Here is a 23,412-nt window from a genome sequence, read left to right as displayed (position 1 = left end):
ACTATCCTTATCTCCCTCTTACCTAGCTTTCACCACTTCGCAATGAAGTTTTTGGATAGTCCCCGTTCTCTCTTTCTTCGTTTGAGCTTCGGTATCGGCTGGTTGTGGCTGGCTGGTTGTGCTACTACCTCGCACTACAAAGCGCCTGATGTAGCAACGCCAACGCAGTGGCAAAACAATAGTTCTGCTCCTATTACGAACCCTGCGACCCCACCGCAGCCAGCCAGTCCAACTCCAGTACCCGCAACGCCCACCCCCCTCAACCAGGCGCCGCAAGCGCCATCCTGGTGGACGCTCTACAACGACCCCGAGCTGAACGCGCTGGAGCAGCAGGCTCTCGCCAACAACTTCAACGCCCGGGCCGCCGTGTCGCGGGTGGAGGAAGCTCGGGCCACGGTGCGCAATGCCACCTCTTACCGCACGCCGGAAGTGACGCTGAACCCATCGGTGTATAAGAGCCACTTGTCGGCCTTGCGACCGGTGCAGTTTCCAAATGCCACTGTGATTGGCATCAGCCAACAGCAGTTTTACATTCCCATCAATGTGAATTACGAGGTGGACGTATGGGGCCGAATTCGCAGCAACGTGCGCGCCGCCGAAACGGACCAGCAAGCAGCAGAAGCCGACGTGCGCGTCGTGCAGCTCACGCTCACCACCGATGCGGCCAGCTACTACTTCACCATCCGCGGCCTCGACGCCGACCTAGGGGTGCTCGACAGTACCCGCCAAGCACGGGTGCAGAACCTACAGCTCGTGCAGTCCCGCTTCAAAGCCGGCGTAGACAACGAAATCGGCGTGCGCCGCGCTGAAACCGAGCTAGCCAACGTGGATGCTAGCCGCATAGAAGTGCAGCGCCAACGCGCTGGCTACGTGGCCGCCTTAGCTACAGTATGCGGTCAGCCGGCCAGCAGCTTCACCGTAGCACCGCGCCCCACGGTGCTAGTAGCACCCACCGTGCCTACCAACGTACCAACTACCCTCCTAGCCCGCCGGCCCGACTTGCAGCGTGCCGAGCGTCAGCTAGCCGCCGCCGATGCCCGCATTGATGCGGCCCGGCTAGCCCGCCGCCCCACCGTGCTCCTCAACGGTTACATTGGCCCGCAGAGCGCCCAGTTCAGCGAAATAGCGCGGCTCAATGAGAGTTACACCTACTACCTAGGGGGCACACTTGGTATTCCAATTTTCAATGGCGGGCGGCTGCGCTCCAACCAGCAGTTGGCGGAAGCGCGCTTCAACACGGCTACGGCTAGCTACCAGCAGTCGGCGCTTACAGCGTTCCAAGAAGTAGAAACCGCCCTAGCCGACGTGCAGCAAAGCGCCGCCCAGCTCGAAGCCCAGCAGCGTGCGTTGCGTTCGGCGCGCCTCGCTGGCTTACTCACCCGCGAACGGTACAACCGTGGCCTCACCAACTATTTCGAGGTAGTAGATGCCGACCGCCAAACCTTGGAAGCGGCCCGCTTGGTGGTACAAACCCAGGCCGATCAGCTCCGCTACTCGGTGAACTTGGTCAAAGCCCTCGGCGGCGGCTGGGAATAGATTTACATTTGTAAAAACGTGCCGCGGCGCGTTCTTGCTGAACGAAATGGAATAAGTGGCGCCTTATTAGCGCTAGTGTCCATTGTTCTGGCGAGAACGCGCCGTGGCGCGTTCCTGCGTTTGTTGAAACTTCTACCTAGCTCGGCGCTTATCTTTGTAGTATTGCCCTTTCCCCTCTCATGAAACTTCTCTACAGCTACCTCCGCAACTACTGGGGCCTGTTGGCGCTGGCCTTGTTGCTGGCGGCCATCAACCAGATATTTTCCCTCCTCGACCCCTACATTCTGCGGCAAATCATTGACCGCTATGTCACGCCAACCCTAGGCAGCTCCTTGCGCCCTAGCTTTTGGCAATTTCTGGCTACTGGGGCGGGCATCCTCATTCTCAAGGCTATGGGCGTGGCTATGGTGTCGCGCATTGCCAAGAACTTTCAGGACTACTACACCAACGTCATTACCCAGCGCTTGGGCGCGCAGCTGTACTCCGATGGCTTGCGGCACTCGTTGGAGCTGCCGTATCAAGTATTCGAAGATCAGCGCTCCGGCGAAACCCTAGGTAAGCTCCAGAAGGTCCGCACCGATGTAGAGAAGTTGATTCAGAGCTTTGTCAATGTGCTATTTATCTCGCTGGTAGCCATCATCTTCGTGACGTGGTATGCCGTGAGCGTGTACTGGCCCATTGCCGTGGTGTACTTCCTGACGATTCCGTTGCTCGGCTCACTAAGCTTGGTGCTCAGCAAGCGCATCAAAGTCATTCAGAAAACCATCGTAGCCGAAACCACGGCGCTGGCGGGCTCTACGACCGAGAGTCTGCGCAATATCGAGCTAATTAAGAGCCTAGGTCTTGCACAGCAGGAAACGCTACGCTTGAACAACACCACCGACAAGATCCTGAAGCTAGAGCTGAAGAAGGTGCGCTACTTGCGCTCGTTGTCGTTCGTGCAGGGCACCTTCGTGAACCTGATGCGCAACATCATTCTGCTCATGCTGCTGTTCTTGGTGGTGCAGAAGATCATTTCGGTGGGCGAGTTCTTCTCGTTCTTCATCTACTCCTTCGCCATTTTTGGGCCGCTCCAGGAGATGGGTACCATCATCAACGTGTACCGCGAAACGGAAGCTTCTCTGGCAAACTACCAGCAGATCCTCGATACGCCGAAGGAAGTAAAACCTACGCAGCCGCAGCACATTGATAAGATTCAGACCCTAGCTTTCGAGCAGGTTCGCTTCCAGCACCTTTCTGCTAGCATCCCCGCTTTGGCGGGCATCACCTTCACCACCAAACTCGGCGAAACGATTGCCTTCGTAGGCCCATCCGGCTCAGGCAAAACGACGTTGGTGAAGCTACTAGTCGGCCTCTATCCGCCCGCCAGCGGCCAGATTTTGTACAATGACATCCCCGGCGCCCAGCTCGACCTAGATGCTTTGCGGGAACAGATCGGCTTTGTGACCCAGGATACGCAGCTCTTCGCTGGTACTATCCGCGAGAATCTCCGCTTTGTAGCACCGCAAGCCACCGACGAAGAATGCCTTCGCGCCCTGCACCAAGCTGCTGCTGATACCCTCTTGGCGCGTGCGCCCCTAGGTCTTGACACCATCATTGGCGAAGGCGGCGTGAAAGTATCGGGCGGTGAAAAGCAGCGCCTGAGCATTGCCCGTGCCTTGTTGCGCAAGCCTACCCTGCTCGTGTTCGACGAAGCTACGTCGGCCCTCGACTCGCTCACGGAAGAGGAAATCGGGCGGACGGTGCGCGACTTGTCCGGCTCGCGCCAGCACATTACCATCCTCATCGCCCACCGCCTGAGTACCATTCTCCACGCCGACCGCATCTTCGTGCTGGAGCGTGGGCACATCGCTGAGCAAGGCCGCCACGAGGAATTGCTGGAGCAGAAAGGCCTCTATTATGCCATGTGGCGCCAGCAGATTGGTGAGCGGCCCGCGGCGGCCGTTGCGCCTCAGCTGGTATAGTACACTTTGTAGCGCGAAGCCTGCGCTTTGCGTGTCGTTAGACGACTTACGTTAGAATACTTGCTAACCTTAATCGTTCAACGACACGCGAAACGCAGGCTTCGCGCTACATGCATTTTCTGCTTACGCTTGCGTACCTAGCTTGTACTTGGCGCGGGCACGACGTATCAGCAGCAAGGCAGCTAATAACAAAAGCAGGATAATTTCGCTCGGCTCGGTCATGCGCTGGGTGTCCTCGCCTAGGTCCAAGGAGTCGTTGCCAGCTAATACTTGCTCCTGTTTGCGGCGCAGAACGGCTCGTTGCGCTTCGTTTTCAACCACTAAATAGGATGTGAGCGGAGTCAAGATACCTGCCTGGAAGCTGCCCCGCACGCCGCGGTTAAACTCTGGCGCGCTCGTTTCGGGGTGCAGTACTTGCGCCAGCCAGTGCCCATGTAGCAATAGCGCACTCTCCCAGCCTCCGGGTACTAGGTTCTCTTCTGCCAGGTTCACCCGTGCCGAGCGTAACACAAGGCTAGCTTGTTCGTCTTCGGGCAAATAGGCTTTGGGATGTTGAGCATTCGGCCAAGCCCGCACGCGAGCGACTGACGAAAGCACTTGGCCCGTGGTAAATGCCACTTGCCACGGCTTATGCCGAAGTGAGTGCGCCTCCAAGGTACCATCCAGCCCGAGCACGTAAAACAAGTCACTTTCCGGGTAAGCCGCGGCATAATCGGAGAAGTCGGTATCTAATACGGCCTGATGCAAGCTGTCTGTCACGACCACAATAACTGGGTAGGTAGGCTGGGGCTTGGTAGCTGCGTCTGCAAGGATGCGCTGCAACGCTCCTGCCAGATAAAAACCACCTGTGTTAGCATGCCTGTTTAACTCTTGCTGCCAGACTTTGCTGGCGCCTAACGGCGTGACATAGGTATCAACCAAGCTGAACTGCGCTTGCGCCGGATCTAGGTTATACTCCTTGCATAAGGCCTGTATGCGGGCGGCGTAGTGCCCTTTGCGTCCCGCTTGCCGCGCCGACGCATCAAGGATGAAATGATAGACCGGCTTCCGGGTGACGAGCGGCAGCTTCGCTTTGTCTTGTGCACTCACGTACACTACTTCTGGCTGTTGACGTGTAGCTACGGGTATCGGTTGCAGATTTTGGGCTGCATGGCCTAGGGTTACTCGTCGCCCGGCTATTTGCAAGGTCACAGGCTCTTTGTGCAGGAACTGAATTCCCGTCCGGCGAGCTTCAGGCGCGGCAAATGGGAAGATGCGCAACATCACCTGATTAGCGCCGGTGTAGTACAGAATGCCAGGGTCCTTATTCTCATTTCTGATTTGTGAGAAAACCCACATGGCCGCCTTCTTCTCAGCTAACAATCCCCTGACGCGCTGCTGCCCTACATATAGGTAGTAATCGCTCACCCAGCAGCCGACAGGCAGCGACATCGTTGTGGCAAATTCAGCTTGCGAAGAACCATCTGCGGGGTTTTTAATTTCCAGATTTACCCAACTCACCCAAGCTCCTTGCTGGGCATCATACGTGCTACGGCTGTTTAGGCTAGTAATAGTCGGAGTTGGCACATCAACCCCAGACTGCTCAACCACCACCTCGTTTTTGGGAAGCTTCCCAAAGAACACCTGCTCTATGCGCGCTATCTTCTCGTTCGAGAGCGTCAGATTATCCAGCACCAACCAATTGAAATACGTCGATAAATACGGCAGATACGCGCCAGACAATGAGTTATTTCTACTGTCTTTATGGTGCCGCACTGCATCAAGCGTAATGGCTAAGGCAGTTGTATCGACCTCGTAATGGCGTGTGTAATCAGGATGATAGAGGTAGGCTAGGGTTTGGTGTAGCGTTTGGCGCTGATGCCAGTACGAAAAGGTGATGACAGCAGGCAGCACCACGCTTCCTACCAGCAGACATGCTACCAGTAAGCCGCGAGTGAAATGCTGCCGCAGAAATGCGTAGTCATTGGTCAACTCCCATAGCTGCACCAGTAGTAGTAACAAAGGCGTGAGCATGAGAAACCCCGTCCCGATAGCCAGTACCGCCAGCACCGACACGGGCAAAAACGGCAGGAATACCAGAAAGAAATACAGCGTGTACGACAGCATGATGCTACGACCTAGGTAGAGCAACAGGTGTAGCTTAGCAGACGCAGGCGCAGGCAGGCACAGCAAGATGCCATTGAGCAAGGCTAGGCCATAAAACCAAAGACTCGTGAAGTTGCCGAAGATGCCACTCTCAAAAGAAAGCTTCGGAGAAAACAGGAGGCCATTGTTGACCGCTAATCCCAATAATGGAAATACCAGCCCTAGCAGCACCTTCCAGACTAGTTGATAGTTTGTCCAGATGCCGGCCTTTTGTGCGCCGAGGATGTATACGCCGCGAGCCAGCAAAAACAAGAACACCACGGTACCGGCAATCAGCGCCACGACGAGCACATGCTCACCAAACTTACCCTCTACCCCTCGCCACAGCGGCACTATCACCAGGAAAATCAGATACCACGTAACCGGCACTGCCACCGCCCCGGCAAAGTTGTAGCCAGCTTTGTGCAGCTTGTTTTCGGGAGTAAACCAAACAATCAGCGTAAGGACCGCTTGGGCTAGGGTCGGCATCAAAAACGTGAGTGGATACAGGAACACATCATCGGAGAGCATCCAGCGCGGAATCGTCCACGGGAACAGTTCGCGAGTGTTATCCATGTAGAGGTACAGGAAGCCGATGTACGCCACGAGTACGCCTATCCCATGCGCAACGGGCAAGGCTTTTCGCTTCTGAATGCACCACGCCGCATAGCTAGCATGAAGCACCGCAAGCAAGATTAACGTGCCCCCAAAGACTTTCCAGCGCAATACACTCTCGGGCTCGAGCAGGCTTTTTATCAATTCATACTGCCCGAAGAGTAGGCCTATGAGCACTACTATCGGCAGAATAGTAATTCCGAATACCCATTTAGGATTAAGCAGCGTGCGCATGACGAGCTTGGAAATAAGAACAACTAGAGATAAAACCCAGATAAATCAGGACCAGAAAAAACAGGTACAAAAGCGCACCTTCCGCTTGATGCAGCCACGAAAACTGCTGAATGGCCGGAGGCAGTAAGCCGCGCAGGAAAACAGCCGTTAGAATGCGAGACGTATTGACTAACAGCGTCAGCACGTAGCTCACAAAAGGCATGAGCACGAGCATAGGCATAAGCAGACGCGGGTACAGGCGCTGCTGCACGGCTGTCGCGCTGAGTAGCAGCCAGCACAACAACCAGAAATTGTAGCCGGAGCAGGATTTATCGATGCTGATGTGCAGATCCGGGTGCATGAACCCAGCAGCGGCATCGAATACCGATGCGGAGCCTAGCGCTATTTCTACCAGATAATTAGTTGGGGCTAGCAGGATGAGTAAGTCCGTGCTGGTCGTGTGGACGTAGACGGCTTTGAGCAGGGCAAAGCCGATAGCTAAGCCAACGTAGTAAGGCCAAAGAGGGCGCTGTTTCATTCTAAAGACGATGGTGAATAGCTAGGCTCAACGGCAGCAAATGTATTGTAAAGTACTTTGTATTTCAAAGTTTATGGAAATACTTTTCCATATATTATAAAGTTGGCTTCAAGTAACTATCACATAGTACCTCCTACTAGCTCTCCTCTAATCGAGAGAGGCATAAAGCCAAATTTGCTGCTCACAATTCAGGCACTAAAACATGCCTATCTTACGTTATATGACTACAGGGCCAAAGTGGCAGAACGCTTGCGCTCGGCAAGATTTTTGTCTTCTTATAGTCCACATAATCCAGGAAACATTCATGAAAACCAACCGCATCTTCCGCCACTGCGCAGGCTTGTTGCTTGCCGGCTGGCTTTTCTTGACGGGTACTTCGGCTGTGGCGCAAACCACGACCGGTACCCGCGACATCTTGCGTGAAATCACGGATGTGGTCGGCCTCAAGCCCCGCTTTGAACTGCGGGCCACTACTGACGTGCAAAATGCGGCAGCTGTCGTGTACGACGGCAAGCGCTACTTACTCTATAACCCTCAGTTTGTGGCAGCCGTGAACCGCGCCGGCCACACCGACTGGGCGGGCATCAGCATCTTGGCGCACGAGATGGGCCACCACCTCAACGGCCACACCTTAAGCAGCGGCGGCAGCAACCCCAGCGACGAGCTGGAAGCCGATGAGTTCTCGGGGTTTGTGCTGCGCAAAATGGGAGCTAGCCTAGCGCAAGCGCAATCAGCTATGGCGATTGTATCGGATGAGGAAGCCTCACCTACGCACCCCGGCCGGGCACCGCGCCTAAAAGCCATCGGTGATGGCTGGAAGCGAGCTAGCGACCAGATTACAGCTAGCACGCGTGTGGCTGCACCTTCGGCCCAACCAGCGGTGGTTGCTAGCCGTCCGGCGCCTACTCCCGTTCAGCAAACGTCGGCTAGCCCGATGAGCGTGGTCGGTCAAATTACATTCCACGACAGTCCGGACGAATTGTACTATCTCACTAACAAGCTGAGTGTGGTGCGGTTACGCCAAGACTCACGCACTGTCCAAGTAGTAGGCAAGTTGACGCGCTCCAATAGTAACTCCTTCCCTTATATTCTGATCGACGGCCAGGAGCGTCGGCTGTATGTGAGTGCTGAAGGTGGCGTGTATAACAACCGCGGGGAAGAAGTAGGACAGGTATCTGATCCTTCCTAGCCAACTCACCTCAAAAGATAAAAGCCGGCTTTCTCGTCTGAGGAAGCCGGCTTTTTTGCGTCTACTAGTCTCGTTGAGGGTGGGCTTTTACAACTAAACCATAGCAACCCAAAATCTTATTATCGATCTTATTTTTAATTGGCTTTTAATAAGGTACTTTACCCGCCATTATCAACCCCAGCACTTTATTATTGACCACAACCTCTACCCTATGAGAAAACTTGCTACAGTGTTCATGTTAACGCTGTTCTCTAGTCCGCTGCTGGCACAAACCGGCGGCGCGGCCAAAGGAGATAATCCTTTGCTACAACGCAGCAAGGTGACGGCAGCAGCGCCGGACCTTATTCTAAAACGCCCCGACCCGAACTCACGCATCAGCGGCTCTCTGCAGCAGCTGTACGCTCAATGGCAGAACGCAGGTGCCTCGCGCGGGGCGGCTACCTCGATGCAGACTGCTTTTTCGCAGTTGAACATCAATGATGATGAGCAATCGGTGATGGTACGCATCACGGCGCAAGATGTAGCGGCGCTTCGTCCGCTGCTGGCTGCGCGCGGATTCAAAGTAATTTCTGACCAAAGCAAGCTGCATTTTATCGAAGGTCTGCTGCCGTTAAGTCAGCTTGCTCCTGGCAAAGCAGGCGTTAGTGCCTTAGCCACAAATGGCTTGTTGGGGATTAAGTCGGTGAGCCGCCCCATGAACAACGTAGGCCGCATCCAGAACCAGGCGGACTATATCTTGGAATCCAACCGCGTACGCGCCGCCTTACCGACGGGCTATGATGGCACGGGGCAGCGCATCGGGGTGATGAGCGACTCATACAACGCCCTAGGTGGCGCGCCCGGTGGCGTTGCCTCCGGCGACCTGCCCGCCAACGTACAAGTACTACAGGACTATGCCGCTGGCGCCGACGAAGGCCGTGGCATGCTGGAACTGGTGCACGACGTTGCACCCGGCGCAGGCCTGGCGTTCAGCAGCGTTTTCATCAGCGAAGCGAACTTCGCTGATCAGATTCGCCGCCTAGCTAGCCCCAGCGTTGGCAACTGCAAAGTGCTGGTCGATGACGTTTCCTACCTCGAGGAACCCATGTTCCAGGACGGCATCATTGCCCAGGCGGTGGAAGAGGTATCCGCACAGGGCGCTGTGTATTTCTCTTCGGCAGCCAACAATGCAGATTACTCTTCGGAGTATACGAATCCGGTTTTCACGGCGGCCGGTTACCTGAACTTTAATCCAACGGGCACGGCCGATATCCGGCAGCGCTTCACCATTCCCGCTGGTGCAAGATTCCCGCTGGTTTTGCAGTGGAGCGACCCGTTTTATACCACGAATGGCGTCAAGACGGACCTTGACTACTTCTTGATCAACGCGGCTGGTGACACTGTGGCGCGCGCCAATGACTCAAACATCGCCAACCAGGTCCCTTCCGAGTACACCAGCTACACGAACTCGACGAGCAGCACGGCCTTTGATCTGGTAATCCGTCGTCGGCCCGGTACAGCTGACCCGACCCGCGTCAAATATGTCATCTTCAATAACGGCGGTTCAGCGGCTCCAACTGAGTATTGGACGCGCAGCAGCACTATTTACGGCCACACGGCGGCCCTCAGTGCTGGCTCTACGGGCGCTTTGTCGTCGGGAAACCGCCTCACGCCTGAGCCCTTCACCTCGAAAGGCTCTCCTACCATCCTGTTCAGTCCGACCGGCACCCCACTGGCTACGCCAGTAACCCGCCCCAAACCTGACTTGGCCGCTACTGATGGCAGCAGTAACACCTTCTTCGGCTCGCTCACTCCCGATCCGAAAGATGGTTACTTGTTCTTCGGCACCTCAGCCGCTGCGCCCAATGCCGCTGCTGTGGCGGCTTTGCTCCGGCAGGCCAGACCTAGCCTCACCCCGGCCCAGGTTATCGCGCAGTTGAAAGCCACGGCCCAGGACGTAAACACGCCCGGCTTTGATGAGCTAACGGGGGCGGGTCTGATCAATGCCTACCGCGCCATTTTCGGCAACCCGGTGGCCGCCGCGGCGCCTTTCCTGGAGACGTTTGACAACCTAGGTCTCGGCCAAGCTTGGGAGCTAACCGACCGGGTGGCTGCCCGCACACTGGTACGCTCCGACTTCAATCCGTCGTCGGCACCTGGCCAACTCGTGCTCGACAACGTATTCCCCTACTATGGCACCCTTAACGGTCTCCCAACCGGGGTTGGCACGAACGAGGCCACGCTGCACCTGAACCTAGCTTCGGCCCCGGCTGGTGGCTTTGTGCTAACCTTCCGTCAGAAGAAGTTCGCTGGTGAGACCGACGAGCAGATGCCCGCTACTTTCTCTGGCACCAGTGCCACCGACGGGGTAGCCATAAGCGTGGACGGCACCAACTGGTTCCGCTTGGTCGACCTGACCGGTACGGCTGCTACTACCAATTACCAAACGGTGAGTGTGAACCTGACCCAAGCGGCGCAAGCGGCTGGGCTGACGCTCGCGGCCGACACGCGCATACGCTTCCAGCGCTACGGCCGTGGTCAAGTTGACTCGTATGCTTCTACTCGCCTTGGCGGGCGGGCCTTTGACGACATTCTGGTGAGTGGCCCCACGGCTACAGCTGCACCTGTGCCGTTGTTTACTGCTTCGGTTACAACTACTGAAGTTTGCCCCGGCACGACAGTACAATTCCAAAACACGTCTTTGTTCGATGCTACTAGCTTCCGCTGGACGTTCCCTGGCGGCACGCCTTCTAGCAGCACCTTGCCAAACCCAACGGTGACGTACCCAACTGCTGGTTCGTATGCCGTGACGTTGCAAGCAACCAATGCCAATGGCACGGCCACGCGCACGGTACAAGGCGTAGTCAACATCTCAGCCGCACGACCATCAGCGGACTTCACGTTCCGCCAGACGCCGATCTGCCCTGGTGGCTCCATTAAGTTCACCAGCGCTCCTACTGCGTGTACCCAGACGTATATGTGGAGCTTCCCTGGCGGTACTCCCTCCAGCAGCACGGTGCCTAACCCCACAGTAACGTTTGTCGCTGCGGGCACCTATACAGTGTCGCTCACGACCACTAACGCCAACGGCTCTACTACCCAAACGGCCACGGTGCGCGTGCAGGCTCCTGCGCCGGTGCCATTTGCGGAGACCTTCTCTTCAGGCATACCTAGTGCTTGGACGGTGCTTAACCCTGACAATGGCTTAACATGGTCCTCCGCTACCAACGTCGTGCGTAAGGACGGCACCCGTGGTGGCGCCGTGTTCATGCCTTTTTACGATTACGCCACTACCGGCCGGAAAGACTCGCTGCAAACGCCCGTGCTGAACCTCAGCACGCAGGCTCGCGCCGGCTTGCACTTCGACCTTGCTTATGCGCCTGTCGACAACACGTACAACGACTCGCTGTCGGTGGATGTGTACGCAGCCTGCACGACCACGCGCCTAGGTCGGGTATACATCAAGTCGGTACGCACAGGCCTCGCCACTACGGCGGCCCAAACAACCAAGTTTGTACCGAGTGCTACTACCCAGTGGCGCCAGGAAAATGCCGACTTGTCGCCCTTCGCTAACCAGCCTATTTACCTGCGCTTCGTTGCTTACAACCAGTATGGCAACGATTTGTACCTAAGCAATGTGCGCGTCGACAACATCGTACTGGCAACGGGCAAAGCAGTGGCTGAGTCTTCAGCCTTGCAAGTGTACCCGAACCCCGTACGCGGAGGCGCCCAGTTGACTTTGCAGCTGCCAGCCGTTAAAGGTGCTGCTAGCGTGCAACTAGTGGATGGCCTAGGTCGTCGGATTTGGCAAGCACAAGTGGAGCTGAACAGCGCTGCTGCCACTACGTACACGCTCAATACAGCACAATCAGCTGGTGTGTACATGCTGCTGTGCCGCACCGCCGACGGCAAGCTTTTCTCCCGCCGCGTGGTGGTGGAATAAGCTGTATTACTGTACAATAGACTAAGCAGAGGGCGACCCAAATGGGTCGCCCTCTTTTTTATGCTTAATTGGAATCATCGATGAAAAGCAGGCGCTAATCGGTAACTAATCCGTGGTGGAAGAATAAACCAGGAAAATATGACTTTACTTGTCTAATTGTGCTTTTCATAGCGTATTTTTCCTGCTGCTAATTCTTCTCTAACCATCATCTTATTTATGCAGAAACTTGCTACGGCATTGCTTCTGACGCTGCTTTCTCGGCCGTTATTCGCTCAGTCAGATAATCCTATTAAAGGAAATTTTTCACCTCGTCATCAAACCAAGCAGGTGGCCGTTACGCCGCCGACTGTTAAAGCGCAGATTGACCCTGGCTCACGTATTGGCGGCAATTTGCAGCAGCTCTATCAAGAATGGCAAGGGGCAGGAGTTGCCCGCGGAGGCACTGCGGTACAGCTGCAAAGCACCTTTCCGGACCTGGTTGTCAGTAATGAAAAGCAGACGGTATTAGTACGAATCACAGCCAAGGACGTGGCGGCGTTGCGGCCTTCGCTTGTGGCCCGTGGCTTTGTGGTTACGTCGGACCAAAGTAAGTTGCACTTTATCGAAGGCTTGCTGCCACTCAGCCAGTTGGCACCGGGCACAGCAGGTATTAGTAGCCTCGCTTCGCAAGGCATGCTAGGAGTGCGCCCAATAGCACGGCCCCAGAACCACGCGGGCAAGGTGCAGAACCAAGCGGATTTTGTGCTCGAAGCTAGCCGCGTCCGCAATGCCTCTCCCACCGGCTACGATGGCACGGGCGTGCGCATTGGCGTGATGAGTGACTCATATAACTCGCTGGGTACGGCCGCGGCCGGCGTGGCTGCTGGCGAGCTGCCGGCCAGCGTGCAGGTGCTGCAAGACGCCACCGGCGCCACCGACGAAGGCCGTGCTATGCTGGAACTGGTGCACGATATTGCCCCCGGCGCGGGCCTAGCTTTCAGTAGCGTATACTTTGGCGAAGCCGATTTCGCCGAACAGATACGGCGCCTCGCCGACCCTAGCATTGGCAATTGCAAGATCTTGGTGGACGATGTGAGCTACTTCGAGGAGCCCATGTTCCAAGACGGCGTTATTGCGCAGGCAGTAGAAGAAGTAACAACTCAACGCGGCGTGGCTTATTTCTCCTCGGCTGGCAACAGTGGCAGCAACTCCTCCGAGTACACAACGCCCGCGTTTGTAGCGGCCACGCCAACGAGCACCGGCGTGTTGAACTTCAACCCAACCGGCGCCGTCGATACCTTGCAGCGCTTCAACATTCCGGCGGGCCAGACGTTCACGATGGTCTTGCAGTGGAGCGACCCGTTCTACACTACGAATGGGGTGAAGACCGACCTCGACATGTATTTGAAGCGCGCCGACGGCATCGTTATAGCCAGCAGCGTTGATAATAATATCGGCAATCAAACTCCTTCCGAGCTACTCTCCTACACTAATTCGGGTACTGCTACCACTTTCGACCTCGTCATTCGGCGGCGCGGGAACACCGCTGACCCTGCCCGATTGAAGTACCTCAGCTTCAGCGACCATATCGCGACGGAGTACTGGACGAGCAGCGGCACCATCGTGGGGCACCACGCGGCCCTAAACTCGATGGCTGTAGCGGCGACCCCTTCTTACGATCGTCTGGTACCCGAGTCATATACTTCGAAAGGCTCTCCCACCATTCTCTTTGATGCCTTAGGTAACCCCGTTGCGGCTACCACACGCCCCAAGCCTGACTTCACATCGGTCGATTTTGTCAGCACTTCGTTCTTTTACACGGCTACGCCCGATCCGAAGGATGGCTACTATTTCGCTGGCACCTCGGCGGCGGCTCCGAATGCTGCTGCGGTAGCCGCATTACTCTGGCAAGCTAGGCCGAGCTACACCCCAGCCCAACTCACCGCCCAACTGAAAGCCACCGCGCAGGATATCAGTACGGCGGGTGTTGATGATTTAACGGGCGCTGGTCTGATCAACGCCTACCGCGCCATTTATGGCAATCCGGTGGCGGCAACGCCTACGCTGCTAGAGTCCTTCGATGGCCTAGGTTTATCGCCGGCCTGGGAAATAGGCGGCAGCGGTGCTGCCCGCACGTTGGTCCGCTCCGACTACAATCCGGCGTCGGCGCCCGGCCAGCTTGTGCTCGACAACATATTCCCATACTACTCGGTTGGCCGGGGTACCAACGAGGCCACGCTGCACCTAAATCTATCTTCTGCCACAACAGGTGGTTGGGTATTTACCTTCCGCCAGAAGAAGTTTGCGGGGGAAACCGATGAGCAAATGCCGCCTACCTTCACCGGCACTAGCGCTACTGATGGCGTAGCTATCAGCGTAGATGGTAACACTTGGTACCGCTTAGTGGACCTGACCGGCACGGCTGCTACCACCGCTTATCAGACCGTGAGTGTGAACCTGACCCAGTTTGCCCAGGCCCAAGGCCTAACGCTCACGGCCGACACGCGCATCCGCTTCCAGCGCTACGGCCGTGGCCAAGTCGATTCGTACGCTTCTACTCGCTTGGGTGGCCGCGCCTTCGACGATATCAATGTAACGGGCCCCACGGCTACCCTAGCCCCGGTACCACTATTTACCAGTTCGGTCAGCGCTGACCTCATTTGCCCCGGCACAGCGGTGCAGTTTCAGGATGCCTCTCTATATGGCGCCACCAGCTACTTGTGGACATTCCCCGGTGGCACGCCTTCCAGCAGCACCATCTCGAACCCTGTCGTGACCTATGCTACGCCGGGCACCTACGCCGTGACGCTGCAGGTGACGAATGCCAACGGCACAGCTACGCGCACGGTATCGAATGTAATTAATGTAACGACCGCGCCGCCGACAGCTAGCTTTACCTTCCGGCAGCGCCCCATCTGCCCGGGCAGCTCTATTACCTTCACCAACACGTCGACGCTGTGCCCGGTGAGCTACCAGTGGAGCTTTCAAGGGGGTAGCCCTTCCAGCAGCACAGCTCCTAGCCCTACCGTGACCTATGCCACGGCTGGCACGTATACGGTGACGCTCACAGCCACCAACGTCAACGGCTCTACCACCCAAACTGCTACAGTACGGGTACAGGCGACACCGCTGCCCTATGCGGAGAACTTTGCTACAGGCATACCTAGCGCCTGGACGGTCCTCAATCCTGATAAAAACCTTACTTGGACGACGGCCAATAACATTACGCTCAAAGATGGCAGCAAGAGTATAGCCACCCGGATGCCTTTCGGCCCTTATGCCAATGTGGGTCAGCGTGACTCCTTACAGACGCCCTTTATTGATTTGCGCGGCCAGCCACAAGCATCTCTGCACTTCGACGTTGCCTACGCCGGCGTCGGCGACAATGATTACAACGACTCACTGTCGGTGGATGTGTACGCAGCCTGCACTAACACTCGCCTCGGACGAGCCTACTTGAAATCGTGGCTGACGGGCTTGAGCACTACCACGCCACTGCCCACTACCTTGTTCGTGCCTACTGCAGCCAGCCAGTGGCGACAGGAGGACGTAAACCTCTCGGCCTACGCTAATCAGCTGGTGTATCTGCGCTTCGTTGCTTTCAACCAATTTGGCAATGATCTGTACCTGAGCAACGTACGAGTAGACAATATTGTACTGGCTACCAAGTCGGCCGTGGCAGAGTCGACGGCACTGCAGGTGTACCCCAACCCCGTACAAGGTGGCGCCACCTTAACGCTGCAGCTCCCGGCCGTAAAAGGCACTGCCACCGTGCAGTTGATGGATGCCGTAGGTCGCAATTGCTGGCAGGGACAAGTGGAGCTGAATAGCACGAGGTCCACCAACTATACCCTAACGAGCGTGCGCTCAGCCGGCATCTATGTACTGCTCTGCCGCACTGCCGACGGACAACTCTTCTCCCGACGCGTGGTCGTACAATAAGCTTTATTTTGCCTTCTAAAAAAGCCGGTTTCTCAACCAGAGAGGCCGGCTTTTTGTTGAGGTAGCTCCTTACTTTCGCTCCCCGTTTAACTCACCTAGCTTCTCCCCGGCTTAGCAATGCCTTACCCCTTTCTTCTCGTCGACGCCTTTACCCAAACGGCCCTAGGTGGCAATCCGTGCGCAGTGGTACTCGACGCCGACGACCTGACGCCTGAGATGATGCAGCACCTAGCCCGCGAGTTCAACCAATCGGAAACGGCCTTTGTGCGGCGCTCGGAAGTGGCCGAATTTGGTGTGCGCTACTTCACACCCGCCGAGGAAATTCCGCTGGCGGGGCATCCTACCATTGCAACCGTATCGGCGCTGGTCCACACCGGCCGCTTGCCACTCACCGGCGCCCGCACGATGCTGCAGTTGGAACTGCTAGATGGTCCGATTCGAGTTGAGGTACGTGCGGCCGCAGCCGGGCAGCCGCAGCAAATCCGCATGACCCAGCGCCGTCCGGTGTTTGGTGCAGTGCACGATCCGGCTGTGGTAATGCCCTTGTTCGGCCTCACACCCAACGACGTGCTGCCTGGCGCCGTTATCCAAACCGTGAGCACCGGCACCCCTCAGCTCATGATCCTGCTGCGCGACCACGATGCCCTACGACGCGCCCACGTTGCCGATACCGCCGGCCTAGGTAGCTACCGCGCCAGCAGCGACTTTTTCAGTCCGCACCTATTCTGTCTGGGCGGTGCTACTTCTGCGGGCCAAACATTTGCCCGGCACTTCGGCACACCGCCAGATATCTCAGAAGACCCTGTTACAGGGTCGGCGACGGGCGGCATGGCAGCCTACCTGTGGCACTACGATTATTTAGAACATTCGCAGTTTGTGGCGGAGCAAGGACACTGGATGGGCCGCCCAGGTTCGGTGCAAGTAATCATTGCAGGTCCACGGGACAACATTGGAGCAGTACAAATCGGTGGGCCGGCCGTAGTGGTCATGGAAGGAACACTGAAGCTATAGTGCGGAGCTTGCTTGTTTACGTCGTTGAACGACTCGTGCCTGCACGAGCTAGATGCACGACGGTCATCCCGGAAGCTTATTCTCACGGCAACCGGTCGGACGCCTAGGGCGTCGGACCGGCAGGCGCGAGTCGGGCGGCGCTAACTTCGTGCTTGCGTTACATGAGCTAGGCAACTTCGGGCGCCGGAATGCTGTTACCAAAGACAACCTCTTGTCGCAGTATTTCCACCTAGCTTCCGCCCCTTGCCCGAATTACCCGAAGTTGAAACTTACCGTCGCTTTCTCGACGAACTCATCCTGCTCCAGCCTATTACCGCTGTGGAAGTACGCGACGCCCACGTGCTAGCCGTCGACGAAGACCTGCTACGGCAACGCTTGGTCGGCCAACATGTTACGGCCACTCGTCGGCTTGGCAAGAACTGCTTTCTGGAGCTTTCCGACGGCACAGCCCTGGCCCTACACTTCGGTATGACTGGCGACGTAGGCGCCTACCGTGACGACCACGATGCCCCGCGTTTCACCCGCGTGGCCCTGCACCTCGCCGACGGACTACGCATTGCCTTCATCGATCCGCGCAAGTTCGGCCGTATCCGCCTAGCCGACAGCGTAGATCAGTATCAGAAAGCCAAAAAGCTAGGTCCCGACGCACTTGATGTGACGACGGCACACTTGCAGAAAGTGCTGGGTGCGAAGAAGCAGCTCATTAAGCCGCTGCTGCTCGACCAAGGTATCACTGCTGGCCTGGGCAACTGGATTGTGGACGAGGTGCTGTTCCAAGCCAAAATTCACCCCGAACGCCGCGCCAACACCCTGACTGATCAGGAGTTTGAAGATCTACGCGGAGCCATTCAGCTTGTGCTCACCACTGCCATTCGGCACGAAGCCACCTACCGGCACTTCCCCGCGTCCTTCCTCATCCACGCCCGCGAGTGGGACACTTCCGCCACGCCCGGCACCGACCAGCATAAGTATTGTCCGCGTCACCCCAAGGTCGAGATTGAGAAGAAGTACGTGGGCGGCCGGGCTACTTATTTCTGCCCCGTCTGCCAGCCAGTACCGGCGGAAGAAGCTAGCTAGCTTCTCGTTCAACGAAAGTGCTATCCCCAACCCCTGCTTAAAAACAAGATAAGCTACCAACAAAAAAGCCCGGCTATAACCGGGCTTTTTTGTTGGTAGCTAGTATCAGATATTCAGCTTAACCAGCTTCATTCCAAGCTGATTTTTCTTCTTGTAGTAATCGGCAATCATCACGTAGCCAGGCTTGGCTGGATACAGATAGGAATAATTAGCCGTGCTCGTGAAGTCGATTTTATCTACTGCGTACTTGCCATTGTCGCCAAACGCAATGTTACCAATGATGCGCTTCGTGCCTTCACCTTTCTCCTTGTCGAAGTTGATGTACACGACATTGAATTGGCTATTCGCGTCGTTACGTTGCAAGAACTGATAGTCGAAGCCACCTTGTGACTTAATCACGTGGCCAAGGATGCCGGCGCTCATGAAGCCCGTACCAGGAGGCAACGTGGCATTAGAGGGATCTTTCTGGTAAAACTTCACGCTCGAAAGCTTGGCCTGTGGGTCGAGTTCGAATACCAGCAGGTTACCAATCTTACCTTTCGATACACTAGGACCTCTGCCACCACCCAGCGCGGACAGAGCGATTCCCATACCATCGGCGACAATCTTGTACTGCTCGGCTACAATGTACAGCTTGCCATCGGCGCCCTTCACGATAGAGTGCGTGTAGTTCACGAAGTTGTCCTCCAAGCTAGCTTTTGCTTCGGCTGGCATGAGTGACATAACTTCTTTCTGCCAACCGTAGTTTTTGGCGCTCACAACTTTTCCCGCCTCGGAGAAGCGCTTGATATAGAAGCCTTGGCTTTTATTTACAAAAGGCTTGTCATCTAGCTTATAGTATTCTCCGACCGCTACAAACTCGCGCTTCTCGGGGTCGAACGTAAAGGAGCTCAGCGACAGTTGCTCGGTCTTGCTAGTTTCCACGGGCAAGTCCATTACTTTCTTTCCGGTAGTAGCATCGATGGCCACCATGGAGGACGTTACCTGCTTCGACATCATGCCATCCCGGCGGACCATCATACCGAGGATGTACTTGTCGGTGGCTTCGGTGAGGCTAACCATTTCGTACTGCTTCGACTTCTCGTCGGAAGCTAGCCGCCACTTTATCTTGAGGTTATCATCGTACATCACCAAGGCATATCCTTTCATCATGCCGGAGAAACTGTTGCGCACGAAGCCGTGGCCCGGCACCGCGAACAGACTCATTGTACCTTGAAAGTTATCCGTCTCGCCGTTCTGCTTTAGCTGGTTTTGGATAATCATCTTGTCGACTTTCGACAAATCCTCAATCACTTTGGTACCTAGCTTTTTCAGACTGGTGTCGTACGTTTCAATTTCGAGCGTCTCGTCTTTGAAATTGCAGAAGTAGAAGGCGAAAGCGGAGCCGTTGAAGCTATTTTTCAGCAGGGCAAACCGGTTAGCTGGCTTCTGAATCGTAACGCTTAATACTTTGCCTAGATCCTGGTCGTAGAAGTCGAGCAAATAATTATCGTTTTTCCGGTCGGCCTTATCGCCGTGGCCAAACATCATGTAGCCTTTTACCTCGTTACCGCTATAAATAGGCGACAGCGCCGAACGAGACATCTGCTCAATACCGTTCAGCGTACTGGTTTGCGCGAAACCAGCTGCCGCCGACAACGCGAAGATGGCGGCGAGAGCCGCACGTTTAGTAAACAACATTAAATAACTAGGTAAAAAGTTGGTGATAAGATTCTTATGAGAGAAGTGAAATAATGTGTGCTTTAGCGAGACGAAGTAGTTGTCTTTAGAGAAGAGGTAGAGAATAGTAGCTTCTCGAATTTCCCTCCGGCATACTGCTTTTGATATTGCGCTTTCAAAACCGATGTTGTCTCGGCGGTTAGGGCTCGGGCGGCGTAGCAAGCCGCCAAATCGTATTCATTGCTGGGAGCAGCGGCTTCCAGACCCGTCGTTTGCACGAAACAGGAGCTCAGACCTTTGAAATCATCAAAATGAAGGTCGTGCAGCACTCGCAGCAACTCATTGAAGCTAGCGGGATTCTGCTGCGAGATGTTCGCTACCACTTCGTAGTAGGTATGGTTCTCTAGATGCTGCCGTAAGGCATACAAGCTCAGCACCACGACCGAGCGCAAGTATGTACTCTGCGGCTGCTGGGGCAGTAGCTGTAGGGCTTCAAACAGGGCATGATCGTAGCAGTCGTAATCAAACCAGCTTTGGATAACTTCTAACCGACTGATGTGCCGGATGCGGCTATAGGCTGCCCCGTTCGCAGTCTGTGCCCCCTTTGCTACATGGCCTTGGGCTAGAACCTCCATAAAGCGCATCCGCTTGGCGCAGTCTGGGTGCGATTTCAGCGTATCGGTAGCTTCCAGGGCTGTTTTCTGCGGTGTCTTCACCGTGAAAATAGACTGCGACTTAGCGGGAGCTACTCCGAACGATTTGGGGAAGTTGCTGCAGCTAAAGTAAGTCGGCAGCGGCACAGAGCCTGTATTTTCGGGTTCGTCAATGGTGTCAAGTAGTTGTAGTGCGCGGTAGGCTTGGGGAGCATCGTAGCAGGTGTGGGTCAGCAGTACGTAGCCTAATGAGTCGGCCTGCTTTTCGTATCGGCGGCTGTGATAGTTGTTGTTCAGCGAAAAGCCTAGCGCTAGTGCCTTGATCTTGGAGCTGATATTGTATTGCGAATTGATAATGCGGCGAACCTCCCGTTTCACCTCGTGGCTGTGCAGAGCCGTTAGCTGCTCCCGGATGCCGTTTTCCATATGCTGGCACTTGACATGGGCTAGCTCGTGGCACAAAATGAAAGCTAGCTGGCTCTCGTTCTCAAGTCGGGGAAGCAACCCAACGTTCAGTACCACTGTGCCATTGCCTACGGCATAAGCGTTAGGTTCGGGGTTCTTGGTGAGTACTAGCTTTGCTGTGGCCGGCAGGTTTGGGTTAGCCTTCAGAATACGGCTGAAGACTTGCTGAGCATAGGGCTCCAACTCGGCGTCGAGCAGCGCTGAGTAGCGGATGGAGTTATAGACGTCATTCGACGTTTGCTGAACTACTTCCTGGTAATGTTCGCGGTACTCCTTGTTGCCACTTTTAGGCACTACAAAGTGTGCTTTTATGGCGTTGCGGTGCAGTACGGCCAATTGGTATACCCGGGCAGTATCCTTGGAGTAATAAGGAAGATACGATTGATCTTGCGCACAAACTTGGTGTAAGCATCCTACCAACAGTAGCAAACCACATACTAATCGTAGCATAAAAGCACTACAGGATTACCTAATAATATATACTTTTCAATATATCCAAATCTGTGCCGACGCAGCGGAATAATGGTAACCTTACTAATAAAATATCTTTTGGATTGTATAACTATTTTGTTAACACAACAATCTATTCACCTTCTATACCAATCCACTTTAGAAGAAAAAACAGAACACACTTATAGGTGTGTCGCCTCGGTGATGAACCTGCCCAAACAAACGCTTGACTCTAGCAGACATACAAAGCTCCTTATACTAAGCTTCAATCAGCATAGCATAAGGAGCTTTGTATGTCTGCTATTCAGACCTAGCTTATCGGTTGCTGCTCAACTCGTTGTTCTGCTTTTCAGCTTTGCGGGTAAGCGTGGTCAACCACGATTGCGTGAGCGGGGTTTCGCTTTCGTAGCCGTGGCGACGCTCGTTGCCTCGTTCGCTGGCATCGGGCAGGCTGCGGTTTACCCAACCTAGGATGTCGGTGGCGGCACCAGGCATGAGGCCGTGGAAAGCTGCTAGCACTTTAGCGGGCACACTCAGGATGATTTCGCCGTCGCCGCGGCGGCAGGCATTCCAGATCTGGCGAGCAGCCGTTTCAGCACTCAGCGTCCAGAACGGCATGGAGTCGGCAATCGTAAACCAGGAGTACTCCTTCTTATGCTGCCCCTTTACGATGGCATGACGGGCACTACCCGTACGCAGCAAGCCCGGGCATACTGTCGTGACCATAATGCCATGCTGGGACAACTCGGCGCGGAAACCTTCCGACAAGCCTACCAGCGCAAATTTGCTGGCACTGTAAGGAGCAAGGTGCGGAATAGCCACTTTGCCACCTAGCGAAGCAATGTTTACGATACGGCCCTCGCCCCGCCGGCGCATAGAAGGCAGCACGGCCTGCATAGCGTGGAGCGGCGCCCAAAAGTGCGTATCCATTGAGTCTTGGTAGTCGCGCAGTTCGGTGTTATCGAGCGGACCGGCGGTGATGATGCCAGCATTGTTCACCAGCACATCAACGGGACCTAGCTTTTGTTGAACTTCTTCCACCAGCGTGCGCACGGCATCGGCATCGGTGAGGTCACGGGGTAGGGCAATGACTTCGGCACCAGCGGCGGATAGCTCCTGCCGGGCCCGCTCCAGCTCCTCGGCGTCGCGGGCGCAGATGGCCACTTTCGCGCCTTCCGCTACAGCTTGCCGGGCTAGCACTAATCCTAGCCCGCGCGAGCCGCCGGTGATGAGCACCACGCGGCCCTCTAAATCATAGGAGCCCCGGCGGTTGCGCCACACGGTAGCGGCCGCGAAAACGGCTGCAGCCGCCGCGGCCACAAGCCAGTTGTTTTGATTTTCTCGCTTCATACCAACTTGTAAGGAAACGGAGGCGGAAAGGTTGCGCTTACAGCCTGTCAGATTTTGGCACAACGGCACATGAAAGCAGTATTGGGGAACGTTAGCGACAAAACGCTGTTACTTTTGGCGGTAAATTGCTCAGTTTTTGCACTGACTTTCCTTTTTGTTAGCCTGACTTTCTTGTTCTCCGCTTCTTTCCACCTCATGAAAACCTCTCTGTTTGCCTTGCTATTTGCGCTGAGTTTCTCGGTAGCTAGCCAGGCACAAACCACCGTCAAGACCAAAGTAAAACCTACTGCTGGCCCCTCCGAGAAAACCAAAGTAACGTTGCCGGCTGCCAGCGCCACACCGGCACCTAGCTCGGCGCGCGTCGAGGAGCGTGCCAATGCACTTACCGAAAACATGCGCCAAGGCCTAGCCCTCACTCCTCAGCAAGTAGAGAAAGTGCGGCAGATCAATCTGACCAGCGTGCGCAACATGGAAACGGCCAGCAACCGCTACAAAGCAGATTTGCCGGGTTTGAACCGTATGGCCCAGGACATTGGTGCTTCGCGCGTGGCGGCGCTGAAAGATGTGCTTACCCCCGATCAGTTTAACCGCTACCAGCAAAAGCGCGAGCAAAAGATGGGCGTACCCAGCACGCGTGGCGCGCAAGGCAACTCCGCGCCTGGCTTGCCAGCGGGTCGTGAAGAATAAGCGCTCCGCGTAAACCAAAAGGCCCGCTTAGCGGGCCT

Annotated in this window: 13 protein-coding genes; 8 read left to right on the top strand and 5 right to left on the bottom strand. The window is 55.7% G+C overall.

From position 1 onward, the window contains the following. The first annotated feature begins 42 nt into the window (after positions 1 to 42). Positions 43 to 1,536 (top strand): efflux transporter outer membrane subunit, encoded by a 1,494-nt coding sequence (locus SD425_RS09865; protein ID WP_324677974.1) that lies wholly within the window; start codon positions 43 to 45, stop codon positions 1,534 to 1,536. 179 nt (positions 1,537 to 1,715) lie between these two features. Then, on the top strand, positions 1,716 to 3,500 hold the full coding sequence (locus SD425_RS09860) for an ABC transporter ATP-binding protein (RefSeq protein ID WP_324677972.1): 1,785 nt from the start codon (positions 1,716 to 1,718) through the stop codon (positions 3,498 to 3,500). A 123-nt stretch (positions 3,501 to 3,623) separates the two neighbouring features. On the opposite strand, the gene SD425_RS09855 is transcribed toward SD425_RS09860, so the two are convergent. Together SD425_RS09855 and xrtK are read right to left on the bottom strand one after the other, a co-directional pair. Beyond that, positions 3,624 to 6,473, bottom strand: a complete 2,850-nt coding sequence (locus SD425_RS09855) for an MSEP-CTERM sorting domain-containing protein (RefSeq protein WP_324677970.1) — start codon at positions 6,471 to 6,473, stop codon at positions 3,624 to 3,626. Then, positions 6,457 to 6,990 carry an exosortase K gene (gene xrtK / locus SD425_RS09850; protein ID WP_324677968.1) on the bottom strand — a complete coding sequence of 178 codons (534 nt, stop codon included), beginning with the start codon at positions 6,988 to 6,990 and terminating at the stop codon, positions 6,457 to 6,459. The genes SD425_RS09855 and xrtK overlap by 17 nt, the downstream gene beginning before the upstream one ends. Before the next feature lie 304 nt (positions 6,991 to 7,294). On the opposite strand from xrtK, the gene SD425_RS09845 reads away from it, so the two are divergent. From SD425_RS09845 to mutM, 5 genes are all read left to right on the top strand, one after another. Continuing rightward, positions 7,295 to 8,179, top strand: a complete 885-nt coding sequence (locus tag SD425_RS09845; RefSeq protein ID WP_324677965.1) for a membrane-binding protein — start codon at positions 7,295 to 7,297, stop codon at positions 8,177 to 8,179. A gap of 211 nt (positions 8,180 to 8,390) precedes the next feature. Then, a complete protein-coding gene (locus SD425_RS09840; RefSeq protein ID WP_324677963.1) occupies positions 8,391 to 12,101 on the top strand; it encodes a PKD domain-containing protein in 3,711 nt (1,236 codons plus the stop codon). A gap of 216 nt (positions 12,102 to 12,317) precedes the next feature. Beyond that, positions 12,318 to 16,022, top strand: a complete 3,705-nt coding sequence (locus SD425_RS09835; protein ID WP_324677961.1) for a PKD domain-containing protein — start codon at positions 12,318 to 12,320, stop codon at positions 16,020 to 16,022. Positions 16,023 to 16,139: 117 nt separating this feature from the next. Beyond that, entirely contained in the window at positions 16,140 to 17,033 is an 894-nt protein-coding gene (locus tag SD425_RS09830; RefSeq protein WP_324677959.1) for a PhzF family phenazine biosynthesis protein, read from the top strand. A gap of 243 nt (positions 17,034 to 17,276) precedes the next feature. After that, a complete protein-coding gene (gene mutM / locus SD425_RS09825; RefSeq protein ID WP_324677957.1) occupies positions 17,277 to 18,110 on the top strand; it encodes a DNA-formamidopyrimidine glycosylase in 834 nt (277 codons plus the stop codon). Positions 18,111 to 18,215: 105 nt separating this feature from the next. Here mutM and SD425_RS09820 read toward each other — a convergent pair whose 3' ends face one another. The 3 genes from SD425_RS09820 to SD425_RS09810 form a co-directional block, all read right to left on the bottom strand. Then, positions 18,216 to 19,790, bottom strand: a complete 1,575-nt coding sequence (locus SD425_RS09820) for a DUF6770 family protein (RefSeq protein WP_324677955.1) — start codon at positions 19,788 to 19,790, stop codon at positions 18,216 to 18,218. A 62-nt stretch (positions 19,791 to 19,852) separates the two neighbouring features. Further along, positions 19,853 to 21,337, bottom strand: coding sequence for a M48 family metallopeptidase (locus SD425_RS09815; protein WP_324677953.1), 1,485 nt, complete (start codon positions 21,335 to 21,337; stop codon positions 19,853 to 19,855). A gap of 315 nt (positions 21,338 to 21,652) precedes the next feature. Continuing rightward, a complete protein-coding gene (locus SD425_RS09810; RefSeq protein WP_324677951.1) occupies positions 21,653 to 22,687 on the bottom strand; it encodes an SDR family oxidoreductase in 1,035 nt (344 codons plus the stop codon). 195 nt (positions 22,688 to 22,882) lie between these two features. On the opposite strand from SD425_RS09810, the gene SD425_RS09805 reads away from it, so the two are divergent. Beyond that, complete coding sequence (locus SD425_RS09805) at positions 22,883 to 23,374, top strand: hypothetical protein (protein WP_324677949.1); 492 nt, start codon at positions 22,883 to 22,885, stop codon at positions 23,372 to 23,374. Positions 23,375 to 23,412 lie beyond the last annotated feature (38 nt).

Origin of the sequence: Hymenobacter sp. GOD-10R, assembly GCF_035609205.1 — a bacterium.
Classification (GTDB): domain Bacteria; phylum Bacteroidota; class Bacteroidia; order Cytophagales; family Hymenobacteraceae; genus Hymenobacter.
This window is presented reverse-complemented; position numbering and strand designations above follow the sequence as displayed.

Coding starts and splice junctions, on each gene's coding strand:
- SD425_RS09840 (WP_324677963.1), top strand. CDS start 8,391: ATGAGAAAACTTGCTACAGTGTTCATGTTAACGCTGTTCTCTAGTCCG.
- SD425_RS09855 (WP_324677970.1), bottom strand. CDS start 6,473: ATGCGCACGCTGCTTAATCCTAAATGGGTATTCGGAATTACTATTCTG.
- SD425_RS09860 (WP_324677972.1), top strand. CDS start 1,716: ATGAAACTTCTCTACAGCTACCTCCGCAACTACTGGGGCCTGTTGGCG.
- SD425_RS09815 (WP_324677953.1), bottom strand. CDS start 21,337: ATGCTACGATTAGTATGTGGTTTGCTACTGTTGGTAGGATGCTTACAC.
- SD425_RS09805 (WP_324677949.1), top strand. CDS start 22,883: ATGAAAACCTCTCTGTTTGCCTTGCTATTTGCGCTGAGTTTCTCGGTA.
- SD425_RS09845 (WP_324677965.1), top strand. CDS start 7,295: ATGAAAACCAACCGCATCTTCCGCCACTGCGCAGGCTTGTTGCTTGCC.
- SD425_RS09835 (WP_324677961.1), top strand. CDS start 12,318: ATGCAGAAACTTGCTACGGCATTGCTTCTGACGCTGCTTTCTCGGCCG.
- SD425_RS09865 (WP_324677974.1), top strand. CDS start 43: ATGAAGTTTTTGGATAGTCCCCGTTCTCTCTTTCTTCGTTTGAGCTTC.
- SD425_RS09830 (WP_324677959.1), top strand. CDS start 16,140: ATGCCTTACCCCTTTCTTCTCGTCGACGCCTTTACCCAAACGGCCCTA.
- xrtK (WP_324677968.1), bottom strand. CDS start 6,990: ATGAAACAGCGCCCTCTTTGGCCTTACTACGTTGGCTTAGCTATCGGC.
- SD425_RS09820 (WP_324677955.1), bottom strand. CDS start 19,790: ATGTTGTTTACTAAACGTGCGGCTCTCGCCGCCATCTTCGCGTTGTCG.
- SD425_RS09810 (WP_324677951.1), bottom strand. CDS start 22,687: ATGAAGCGAGAAAATCAAAACAACTGGCTTGTGGCCGCGGCGGCTGCA.